This is a genomic window from Vibrio sp. Y51_MX_L26, assembly GCF_024181935.1.
GTDB classification, from domain to species: Bacteria; Pseudomonadota; Gammaproteobacteria; order Enterobacterales; family Vibrionaceae; genus Vibrio; species Vibrio diabolicus.
The window spans coordinates 97,255-109,362 of record NZ_JAMZAS010000006.1 but is presented as its reverse complement, the minus strand read 5'-3'; the positions used below and the strand labels follow the sequence as shown (position 1 = coordinate 109,362).

Genomic DNA, 12,108 nt, shown 5'->3' with positions numbered 1-12,108 from the left:
CAGCTTACGTCTTGGCATCATATACCTTCCTTGTTGGGTTGCAACTTTTCCCCAACTCAATCGCACAAGATCAAAACAGCATGATCAAGTTCGTTTACATGATCATAGTTCCGGAACGATGATCATGCGAGGTTAACTTACGGTCAATGAGCAACCAATTTTATTAACAAAAACGGATAGATAGAAGCACCTTACGTATACATAACCAATAGATATAAAGATCCTTGTTACCGAACAATCCGTTATTTGGTAGAACACTGCGGTTCAAAATAGATAAATCGCCTCATAAACAGATCAAAGCCACCTCTTGAAATCAACATAGAGGGATTTCCCCCCTTACTAATATGCTTCTGATTCAATACATTAGTCCTCGAGCTTTAAGATGCATACGATCTAAAGCTCTCGGTATCTCATTGATACCTCTAACTTACTTAGCAGACCCTCGCTAGGTAATTTAGAACCTCTTCTACACGTCGACAAGATTATATCTTGTGTTGCCAGCCCGTCTTCAGGCTGGCTTTTTTTTCGCTTCTCAACAATGAAAACAATGGCATAAGCTGATATTATAGCTTTCGTCTCACTGTCCCTCTCATATGACTTAGGCGCCGTTCTCCCTCTCGATGAGTGATATGAACGCTAACTAAATTACAACTGAGTTGTAGGAAGCATGATCAAGGACGATACGAGTTGTAAGCCGAACATCAGGCGGACATCCGTGAGCGCACATATCTGTAATGAAACAGACCATTTTCCCAATTAAATTCTTCGTTCAATTTCGTTGTTGTTTATCACTGTGTGACGAAAATATCGAACACCATGAACTTAATTGGATTGAGCGCCAATCAACGAACGTGTTCTAGCAACATGACTGCCTACTTGGCAATGTCAATATTAACAACGCAACACGGACGTCTCTGTATTGGTAAAAGCAGTATGTAGTGAGTCCTTTTGTGAATATTTCAGTCGATACCATAGAACAATCCCTCCTTAAACAGCTTCCAGGTTGTTGGGGATGCAAAGATAAAGATTCGGTATTCCGCTACGTAAATCAGGAATACGCAGAACTGTTGGGACACACGTCGCCCGAGGAGTGCGTCGGTAAAACTGATTTTGAGATGGCAAGCCCAACCACTGAATGTGCACAAGAATTTCAACGCCAAGATAAACACGTCATCGAAACTGGTGAGTCACTCAAAATTCTTGATATCCATCCTTATCCAGATGGCCGCTGGCGAGCGCATATCTTTACTAAAACACCGTGGCGAGATGACAATGGTAACATCGTAGGGACCATTTTCTACGGAAGAGAACTCACCGACACCGCCGTGATTGAAGTCGGGTATTGGGTTTGTCGTGCAATCAGCACCAACCCTAATCAGCAATCCATCTTTCGTTTCTCTGACTTACAGCCAAAACCAGAGAAGCTCACATGTCGCGAGCAAGAAACGCTTTTCCTCTTGCTCTACGGCAAGAAGCCACAATTCATCTCTCAGGTCATGGGTATATCAACAAAAACCGTTGAAGGTCACGTCGCACGCTTACGTAATAAGTTTGCAGCAAACAGCAAGAACGAACTAATAGATAAAGCCATGGAAGCAGGCTACGGCTCTGTTGTACCCAAAACGCTGCTTAAGCATCAATTATCGGTAGTGTTGAATGGAGAGCGATAATTCGCGCCACTTTCTACCTACAAAAACACCGCCCAAGTGGGCGGTGTTTGTTTATTCATGAGGCACGAGAGTTTATGGCGCTAGACGGTCAATGTCCCAACTTCCGTCATGTTGGGAGAAAAGAAAGCGGTCATGAAGACGGTGTTCACCACCCTGCCAAAACTCGATGCTCTGTGGTTTTACGCGAAAGCCACCCCAGAAGGTTGGAACCGGTATTTCACCCTTAGCAAATTTCTGTTTTAGCTCTAAAAACTTACCTTCTAATACGCCTCGAGCAGAAATACGGCTACTTTGCTTGCTCGCGATTGCGGCTAATTGGCTCTCTTTTGGACGAGAAGTAAAGTATTTCATATTTTCTACGGCGGTGAGCTTTTCCGCCACACCAGTAATATGAACCTGGCGCTCTAACGGATGCCAAGGGAAGTGCAAACTAATATTGCTGTTATGCTCAAGCTGCTGGGCCTTGCGACTGCCTAGGTTGGTGTAAAATACAAAGCCATTTTTGTCGACGTTTTTTAATAGAACAATGCGTTGAAACGGCATGCCATTTTCATCAACCGTTGCAACTGTCATCGCAGTCGGATCCGTTAAACCCGCTTCAACCGCTTGCTCTAGCCACAGATTAAATTGATCAATAGGATCAGCTTTCAAATCTTTACGACGTAGCCCACCTTTGGTGTACTCACGACGAATATCAGCAAGTTCCATCTTTACTCCTTCACTCGTTTTTGTCGATTGTGCTCCCGATACTGAGGAAATACAAGGACATCATTATGCTTGTTATCGTTGCCGCTCACAGCATCACAGTGTGTCATTTGATACCATGACACAAAAAACCAGTGAGCTGATCGTGAACTTACTCAACCCTAAAGCCCTACGTCATTTTCTACTGCTGCTGTGTGCCGTTGGCATTTCAGGGCTTGCGCTTACTCATCATTACGCAACTCAATACCAACATGATCAGTGGCAAAAAAAGCTAGAGAGACAAGCGGCGCAAGTGTCGCAAGAAGTCGACTACGAGCTGGCAAAGTTTGAACAGATACCAAACCTATTAAGTCACGATCCGAGATTACTCAAAGCAGTAGAACGCGGAGCGCCCTCTCACGAGCTCAATCTATTGTTAGCAGATTGGTTGAAACAAAGTTTGGCCGATACGATTTACGTTCATGACCGCACAGGGTTAGTCATTGCCTCAAGTAACTTTCAGCAAGAAGATACGTTTGTTGGTTCCAGCTTTAGCTATCGTCCCTATTTTAAAAATGCGCGACGCGGTGAACCAGCTCAATATGTCGGGTTAGGCGTTCGTTCAAATAAACGTGGGTACTTCTTCTCATCTCCGCTTTGGGTAAATGACGAGGTCGTTGGCGTGATCACGGTAAAAGTGAACTTGGAGCAGTTAGAACAGCGTCTTTCGCAAACCACGACGGACGTACTCATCACGGATAAACACAATGTCGTGTTTATGAGCAATTTGCCTAACTGGCGCTATCGTGCACTTTTCCCGCTGTCACCGAGTGCGATAAACGAGCTTACCGAAACGCGTCAGTATGGCGATACCTTACCAGAGTATTTTGGTGAGCTTACCGCGCAAAGTGGCGTCAGCGAGTTTGCTGATAATCAATTGCTCCTCTCACCCAATTACCTCGCATACGCGACACATTTATTGGATAAAGGATTTCGCGTCGTTGCCTTGATAAACCACAACACCGTCCTTGCCGCCGTTTTACAGGCTGATGTCGTCTTTCTGATTCTATATGCGCTCATTGCGCTGATTGCGTTGGCGTGGTTCCAAACACTCGTGAACAAGGCACGCCTAGCCGACCTTAATGTGAGCCTAGAAGAAAAAGTGGTGCAACGAACCTTAGTGTTGAGTGAGGCCAACCAAAAGCTACAACAGACCATCCGCCAATATGAGCAAAGCCAACAAGAGCTTAAACAAACACAACAAGAACTGACTCAAGCCGCGAAATTGGCATTGTTGGGAGAACTTTCTGCCAGTATTAATCATGAGATAAATCAGCCACTTTCCGCACTAAGAACCTATACCGAAAACTCGCAGCGTTTGTTGGCAATGGAAAAATACCCAATGGTCGCCGACAACTTGGGCAAAATGCTGACACTCAATGACACCATTTCGGAAGTGATCGCTCGCTTAAAAGTCTTTACTCGGAAAGCCACGCACGATTCACACAATGAAATCGCGGTACTGCACGACGCAGTACATACTGCCACCAGCATTTTGAGCAACAAACTCATTAAACAAGGGGTGACATTAAAAGTCCCAGCCATCGATTATAATGTGAAGCTAGCAATTCACAGCGTTGAGTTAGAGCAAGTTCTGATCAATCTCTTCCACAACGCTGCACAAGCGATGGAAAACTACTGCATTGATCCGCAAATATCTATTGCCGTTCAGTGTCATGATGACAGCTGTGACATTCTTGTTTCCGACAACGGGCCCGGCATGTCGGACGAAGCCCTAGCAAAAGTCTTTGACCCATTTTTTACGACTAAGCCAGAGGGCTTAGGATTAGGTTTGACCATCTCCAAACGCATTTTAGAAAGCTATCACGGTTCACTCAGTGCTTATAAACATCAGAACACGGAACAACAAGCAGGAGGCATGACCTTTATCGTGACACTGCCAATCGCTATCCAAAACCAACGCAACCCAGAAGTGGAAAACAACCATGAATAATCCCGTTTTCTTTGTTGATGATGAACCACATATTCGTGATGCCGTCGCTCAAGCACTGCTTATTGAAGGGATAGACGTCACCTGCTTACCAAACGCCGTGGAAGCCTTACGCGTTATCGACCCAAATACGCCAGCGATCATCATTACCGATATCCATATGCCTGTGATGGATGGATTGGAGTTCATGCGAACGTTGCGAAGCAAAAACGATCACTTTCAATTTATCGTACTTACCGGACATGGAGATGTGAAAACCGCGGTGGATGCCATGAAAAGCGGCGCGTACGACTTTCTCGAAAAGCCTTTTTCAACGGAACAACTTATGAAGTCGCTCAATAATGCTGGCGATAAGTTGAATCTATTGCAGGAAAACATCTGGCTTAAGAAAGAGCTCGACATGCAAACTCATGTTGGTCCGAAAATGATTGGTCACAGTAAAGCCATGGTGAGCATTCGTCGCGCTTTGATCAGCGCACCAACGAACCAGCCGATCATTTTTGTTGGTCAAGATGGCACAGGTCGCCGGCTCGCCGCACAATTTGCCCACGACATACATGCAACGCCAGACAGCGAGTTAATCGCCGCTTCTGGTGAGGATCTCTATGAGCTTTCATTGGAAGCCCTCGATAAAGCCATACATCGCTTGATTGAAGGAAAAAGCCATTGCAGCTTGTACTTACATAGTGCTGATCATGTGTCACATGAACAATGGCGATGCTTATTTAACCACCCGAAACTTGAGCGTGTTTTTGGTGCGACAACCCAAGTCGATCCGTCTATCAAAGCCCTGGCTACTCTAATTCACTTGCCGACACTCGATGAAAGAAAAGAAGACATTGGACCTTTATATAAGCACTTTGTACGCCACGCAGCGAGCCGTTATCAGCTTCAACCGCCACACATTAGCTTAGAAGAAGTCAAACATCTGACCGATTTAGAATGGCCAGAGAATATTAAGCAGCTGCGCCAATTTGCAGAACTTCGCGCACTCAAGCCAGATACCTTCCGAATGGAAGATTGGAACAGTGAAAAAAGTATCGAAATTCAGAGTATGACTCAGCGCACAGAATACTTTGAATATTGCTTATTATTCGATGCACTACAAAGACACCGAGGCAGACTCAAAGAGGTTCAACTAGAATTAAAGGTATCACGCAAAACCTTGTACGACAAACTAAAAAAACATCAGTTGGATAAAACCAAGTTCAAGGCGCAATAGCCATACTCTGACGATATCTTCACTTTTCTTTTGCTAGAGAAGCATTGAAAACGCTCATTCGGAGAGAGAATGGTCTTCGTCTCATATTTTTATTCGCCGAGCATACTGACATGATCGGTTAATAATAATAAGATCAAAAAGATAATCAGCATTTATATAAGCAGGGACTGTGATGAGCCGAGATAACTACAACAAACTCAACAATGAAGAGTTGGATTTTGTTGACGACAAAACTGCAGCATTGCTCCTCAACACCCCCAATAGCGCACGTTTGATGCTCTGGGTGATGGTGTTGTTTTTTATTGCTGCAATAGGCTGGGCATCTTGGGCTGAAATCGACCAGGTCACTGTTGGTCAGGGAAAAGTCATTCCCTCTTCACAGATTCAAGTTGTCCAAAACTTAGAAGGTGGCTTAGTCAAAGAAATTTTAGTCAAAGAAGGTCAGTTGGTTGAAAAAGGTCAGCAGTTACTTCTTATCGATGACACTCGCTTTCGCTCTGATTTTCGTGAGCGTGAACAACAAGTTGCCAACCTAACTGCGTCTGTGCTGCAACTCTCAGCTTCAATCAACAGTGTTGCCGTGAATCGTGATTTTGAAACGGAAAACTGGCGTCAAAGCGTAGTACTCGATTATGGCAAACTGACCTTTCCACCAACTTTAGAAGAAACTCAACCGAAACTCACTCAGCGCCAGAAAGCTGAATACCGCGAAGATTTAGACAATTTACGCAACCAACTTTCGGTGATTGACCAACAAGTTCAGCAAAAGCAGCAGGACTTAGTAGAGATTGAAGCGCGAGTAAGGAACTTACGTCAAAGCTATCAATATGCGAAGAAAGAATTAGACATCACCAAACCGTTGGCTGATGAAGGTGTTGTGCCTCGTATTGAATTACTCAAGTTACAACGCCAAGTCAACGACACCCGCCGCGAAATGACTTCCAGTGAGCTCAAAATCCCGGTATTAAAATCAGCGATTCGAGAATCCATGCTTAATCGTATTGATGTTGCGCTCAAATTCCGTTCAGAACAGCAAGAAAAGCTCAACAGCGCCCAAGACCAGTTATCTGCCTTGGTTGAATCAGCAGTGGGTTTAGAAGATAGAGTCAATCGAACCGTTGTGAATTCGCCAGTCACAGGCAAAATCAAAACGCTGAACATCAACACCGTTGGGGGAGTTATCCAGCCAGGCATGGATATCGTCGAAATTGTACCAACTGAAGATACGTTATTAGTAGAAGCGAAAATTGCGCCAAAAGACATTGCATTTTTGCGCCCAGACCTACACGCCATCGTGAAGTTTACGGCTTACGACTTCACTAAATACGGCGGCTTAGAAGGTGAGTTGGAGCACATCAGCGCAGATACAACCCAAGATGAAGAAGGAAATAGCTTTTACATCGTTCGTGTCCGCACCGATAAAACGAATTTTGGTCAAGATGCAGATTTACCAATCATTCCAGGAATGACGGCATCGGTCGATATCATCACAGGGAAGCGAACCGTTTTGGAATATCTACTTAAGCCGATTTTAAGTGCCAAAACGAACGCCTTGAAGGAGTAAATCACACCAAGGTACTCACAACGGCGAGTATTGAGCGATAAGTGACTAAATAAAAAGCACTTGTTTCTCACTGACGAACCCTTTAGAAGAGTATACTTGTGATATGAGTCGAATATGCGATCCAATTTGAAGCGTAAAGTTACATTATTAATCAGTTTAAGTTGTTTTTCGTTCCAAATTGGTGCGTTAAGCAGTAAAGAACAACAATGGGTCAATACGGTCACAGCGGTGTACGGCGAACGTGCGGGATTGCGCGTAAATACATGGCGAAAAAACCTCGACTTATTTAAACAATTAGAGACACATGAACAGCTCGCTGGCGTCAACGACTTTTTTAACCAGCTGTATTTTGTTGACGACATAAAACTGTGGGGAAAGACAGATTATTGGGCTACGCCACTCGAATTTTTAGGGAGTAATGCAGGGGATTGTGAGGATTTCACCATCGCCAAGTACTTCTCGTTACTCGAGCTAGGAATACCAGATTCTAAGATGCGTTTGATCTACGTAAAAGCCATCGAACTGAATCAGTTTCACATGGTATTAGCTTACTACCCAACCCCAAGCTCTGAGCCGCTCATTCTCGACAATATCAACCCTGATATTGTCCGAGCCTCTAAACGTAGCGACTTGCTACCGATATACAGTTTTAATGGTACAAACCTGTGGTTGATGAAGTCTTCTGCTAGCACTGGAGAGCTGGCAGGGAAAGCATCACGGTTGAGCCTTTGGAATGACTTACGCTCGCGCGAACGTAAGTTGCAGTTAAATAAACCTAAAATTAACTATGACGAGTGAGAAACATGACCCTATATAAGAAGCTTGTAGTGGGAATGGTTACGGTCTTTATACTCTTGTTGGCATCAGTATTCGTAATCCAATTCAACACGACTCGAGACAGCTTGGAACAACAGCAACGTTCAGAGGTCAACAACACCATTAACACCGTAGGTTTGGCATTGGCTCCTTACCTTAAAGACAAAGATAAAGTCGCGGTAGAATCCGTGATTAATGCTCTGTTTGACGGCAGCACCTACTCGGTTGTTCGCCTTACCGCTTTAGATTCTGACTACCAAATCGTGCGCACTTACCCGGTAAAACCAAGTACGGTGCCACAATGGTTTATCGACATGAATCTATTCAAAGCCATTCACGATAAGCGCGTAGTAACCAGTGGTTGGATGCAACTTGCTGAAGTGGAAATCATTAGCCACCCAGGAGCTGCTTACGAGCAGCTCTGGCAAGGCTTTATTGGTTTGTTATCTGCATTCAGTGTCATTTTCCTGGCTGGTTTAATTGCGATTTCGTACATCCTCCGTCGCTCACTAAAACCATTAGCGGCCATCGTGAAGAAAATGCATGAAATCGCTAATAACCAATTTGGTGAACCACTTGCTCGTCCAAGAACTAAAGATCTGATCGCGGTGGTAGATGGCATTAACATGATGTCTGCTCAAATTGAGCTGTCATTCAAAGAACAAGCGAAAGAGGCACAACGACTGCGTGCTCAAGCTTACCTCGACCCTATCTCCAAACTGGGTAATCGCTCGTTCTACATCAACCAAATAGACCAATGGCTTGCAGAGCAAACGCAAGGGGGTATCGCGCTACTCCATGCAGAATACATTGGTGACATTTACGAGACAAAAGACTACCAACGCGCCGATGCCCACGTAAAAGAGTTGTCTCAACGTCTGAAGAACACCATTGATGTGCCGGGAGCTACCATTGCGCGCCTGTCTAGTGATGAGTTTGGCCTGCTTTTCCCACACATGGATGAAAGCGAACTACGCATTTTGGCGGACAGCATCGTGAACTGCGTTAACGGGTTGAACACTGACCCAACCGGTCTAGCCAAACCAAAAGCAGCCTTAGGTGTTGCGCATAGTAAAGACCAAAAAACGCGCTCTGAAATCTTATCTATGGTGGATAATGCGCTCTCGAAAGCCAAAGCTCAACCAGACAAAGCTTACGGCTTTATCGGCAGTGACACACCTTCTAACTTAATGGGTAAACAGCAGTGGAAAGCGCTGGTTGAAGAAGCGATTCATAGCGATTGGGTTAAATTCCGCTTCCAAGCAGCGAAGAACACTTGGGGTAAAGTGTTCCATAACGAAGTGTTCTCAAGCATCGAAAAAGAGGGCGAAACGTTCCGTGCCAACCAATATTTATTCGCACTAGAGCAGTTAGACGCCACCAATATTTTCGACCAATACGTTATTGAGTCGATGATTAAGATGCTAGAAAGTGGCGAGCTAACCGATCCTGTCGCGATCAATATTGCGCAAAGCAGCTTGTCTCAGCCATCGTTCATTCGCTGGACCACCAGCATGTTAGAAAAACACGCAAAAGTGGCCTCTAAGCTACACTTTGAAATTCCAGAGGAGTGTTTTATTGATCAGCCTCACCACACGGCGCTGTTATGTAATGCCATTCGCCAATCCGGGGCTGAGTTTGGCGTAGATAACTATGGACGTAACTTCCAGTCATTGGAGTATATCCAAGAGTTCCGCCCTAACTATGTGAAGCTCGATTACCTATTCACACACAACTTACACGACGAAAAACAGAAATTCACACTAACGTCGATTTCTCGTACTGCTCATAACCTAGGCATTACGACTATCGCGTCGCGTATTGAAACTCAAATCCAGTTGGACTTTCTCACCGAGCATTTTGTTGAGGTATTCCAAGGATTCATCGTCGACAAGGAATAAAAAGGTTTACCACAGATGAAAGACCCTTTACTGAATTCGCTCATCTACGTTAGCCGTTACTATGGGTTAGCTAACTCGCCAGAAGCGCTGGTCAATGGCCTTCCGCTTTCAGACGGCAAGCTAACTCCATTTTTGCTACCAAGAGCAGCGGAAAGGGCCGGATTGGTTGCCAAGGAAAACCGTGCAGAGCTGGAGAACATCTCCAGCCTGATTCTGCCGGCAATCTTAGTTCTTAAAGGCGGTGACTCATGCGTTCTCAACAGCATTAACGCGGAGACACGCGAAGCCGAAGTCACCACCTTAGAAAGTGGAATGGTGCCAATCTCCATTCCATTAGAAGACCTACTTGAGCAGTACACTGGTCGCTACTTTTTAGTTAAAAAGCAATTCCGTTTCGATGAGCGCTCTCCCGAGGTGCTCAAAACCAACGAAGGTCACTGGTTTTGGTCAACCTTGTGGCAGTCAAAACGTATCTACCGCGATGTTTTAATCGCCTCACTTCTCATCAACCTCTTTGCCGTTGCCGCCCCGCTGTTCACTCGTTTGGTGTACGACAAAGTGGTACCAAATCTCGCGTTTGAAACCTTATGGGTATTGGCAAGCGGCATCTTTGTTGTCTTTCTATTCGATTTCATACTCAAATCGTTGAGAAACTACTTTATTGATGTCGCAGGAAAGAAGTCTGACATTCTGATTTCCTCCAAGCTGTTCAGCAAAGTGATGGGCATCCGAATGGAGTCCAAGCCGCCTTCGGTCGGCGCATTCGCTCGCCATTTACAAGAATTCGAATCTATTCGAGAGTTTTTCACTTCAGCGACCGTCAGTGCCCTAATTGACCTGCCTTTTGCCATTCTGTTCTTGGTGATTATATGGCTAATGGCTGGCGATCTTGTATATGTTCCAATGGTCGGCGTGGTCATTTTGATTGTTCATTCGCTACTGATACAAGGACCGCTGCGTCGCTCTATAGAGGAAGGGTCACGCTTAGCATCGCAAAAATACGCCAACTTAATTGAGAGTCTAGCGGGGCTAGAAACCGTAAAAATGCTCAGCGCGCAAAGCCAATTCCAATACCGTTGGGAAGAAGCGGTGGCGCACATGGCGAACTGGAACATCAAAAGCCGCCGCATTACCGACAGCATTCAGAATGCGGCAGGCTTCGTACAGCAAAGTAGTAACGTTGGGATGATCATTCTCGGTGTTTATCTGATTGCAGAGGGCGAGCTCACTATGGGTGGCTTAATCGCCGCAACCATGTTGAGTGGTCGCGCTATAGGGCCTTTGGTTCAGCTGTCTTTGCTCTCAACGCGCTATAACCAAGCGAAGTCTTCTATGACGATTATCAATCAAGTCATGGAAATGCCAGACGAGCAAGAAGAAGGGAAACGCTACATCCATCGCCCAATCATCCAAGGTAAGATTGAAATTGATCGCGTAACGTTTCATTACCCAGACTCTCCTGTCGCGTCTATACGTAACATTTCTCTCACGATAAATCCTGGAGAAAAAGTCGCTATCATCGGTCGGATTGGTTCGGGTAAGACAACGTTAGAGCGCTTGATCATGGGCTTGTATAAGCCAACAGAGGGACACGTACGTATCGATGATACTGATATCGCACAGCTTCACCACGTTGATGTTCGACGTAACATCGGCTGTGTGCCTCAAGATTCGAATCTATTCTACGGTTCGATTCGCGACAATATTACCTTGGGTCGTCCACTAACCGATGACCGAGACGTGCTTGATGCAGCAAACCGTGCAGGCGTGACCGCATTTACACAATCGGATCCAGCTGGTTTAGAACGTCAAGTAGGTGAAGGTGGTGCGATGCTTTCTGGTGGTCAACGTCAAGCCGTCACGATCGCTCGTGCATTTTTGGGCCGTCCTCCCGTCCTACTTATGGATGAACCAACCAGCGCGATGGATAACCGCTCTGAAATGCATATTAAGCACCAGCTATCTCAGCTCAAACCGAGCGAAACATTGATACTGATTACGCATAAAACGTCGATGCTCGACATCGTTGATCGAGTAATTGTGATGGAGAAAGGCAGCATCATTGCTGATGGTCCTAAAGCGCAAGTGCTGAATGACCTAAAGCAAGGCAAAGTACGTGCGGTTAGCTAACCGAAATTAGCATTTAGAAAAGAGAAAGGCCCCGTTTGACTCATGTTTAACGGGGCTTATTTTATTGAGAATCCAAGATAGTTAAGCTCTTCAAGCACTATCCAAACGAG

The 12,108-nt window shown here is 45.2% G+C and carries 8 protein-coding genes; 7 read left to right on the top strand and 1 reads right to left on the bottom strand.

The annotated features are described in order from the left end of the window. Positions 1-950: 950 nt before the first annotated feature. Positions 951-1,670, top strand: a complete 720-nt coding sequence (locus tag NL645_RS14615) for a PAS domain-containing protein (RefSeq protein ID WP_005392144.1) — start codon at positions 951-953, stop codon at positions 1,668-1,670. Positions 1,671-1,742: 72 nt separating this feature from the next. Here the strand turns inward: NL645_RS14615 and pdxH are convergent, their stop codons facing one another. Beyond that, positions 1,743-2,378 carry a pyridoxamine 5'-phosphate oxidase gene (pdxH, locus tag NL645_RS14610; protein ID WP_005392142.1) on the bottom strand — a complete coding sequence of 212 codons (636 nt, stop codon included), beginning with the start codon at positions 2,376-2,378 and terminating at the stop codon, positions 1,743-1,745. A gap of 115 nt (positions 2,379-2,493) precedes the next feature. On the opposite strand from pdxH, the gene NL645_RS14605 reads away from it, so the two are divergent. The 6 genes from NL645_RS14605 to NL645_RS14580 all read left to right on the top strand — a co-directional run bounded on the left by NL645_RS14605 (position 2,494) and on the right by NL645_RS14580 (position 11,998). After that, a complete protein-coding gene (locus NL645_RS14605; protein ID WP_253651961.1) occupies positions 2,494-4,368 on the top strand; it encodes an ATP-binding protein in 1,875 nt (624 codons plus the stop codon). Continuing rightward, a complete protein-coding gene (locus tag NL645_RS14600) occupies positions 4,361-5,587 on the top strand; it encodes a sigma-54 dependent transcriptional regulator (protein ID WP_253651909.1) in 1,227 nt (408 codons plus the stop codon). The genes NL645_RS14605 and NL645_RS14600 overlap by 8 nt, the downstream gene beginning before the upstream one ends. 172 nt (positions 5,588-5,759) lie before the next feature. Then, the gene (locus NL645_RS14595) at positions 5,760-7,151 is read left to right on the top strand and encodes an HlyD family type I secretion periplasmic adaptor subunit (RefSeq protein WP_005392136.1); all 1,392 of its coding nucleotides are present in this window, start codon (positions 5,760-5,762) and stop codon (positions 7,149-7,151) included. Between the two features lie 114 nt (positions 7,152-7,265). After that, complete coding sequence (locus NL645_RS14590) at positions 7,266-7,949, top strand: transglutaminase-like cysteine peptidase (protein WP_005392134.1); 684 nt, start codon at positions 7,266-7,268, stop codon at positions 7,947-7,949. A gap of 5 nt (positions 7,950-7,954) precedes the next feature. Continuing rightward, the gene (locus NL645_RS14585) at positions 7,955-9,868 is read left to right on the top strand and encodes an EAL domain-containing protein (protein ID WP_031780239.1); all 1,914 of its coding nucleotides are present in this window, start codon (positions 7,955-7,957) and stop codon (positions 9,866-9,868) included. Between the two features lie 15 nt (positions 9,869-9,883). Continuing rightward, complete coding sequence (locus NL645_RS14580; RefSeq protein WP_203343135.1) at positions 9,884-11,998, top strand: type I secretion system permease/ATPase; 2,115 nt, start codon at positions 9,884-9,886, stop codon at positions 11,996-11,998. The last annotated feature ends 110 nt before the right edge of the window (positions 11,999-12,108 follow it).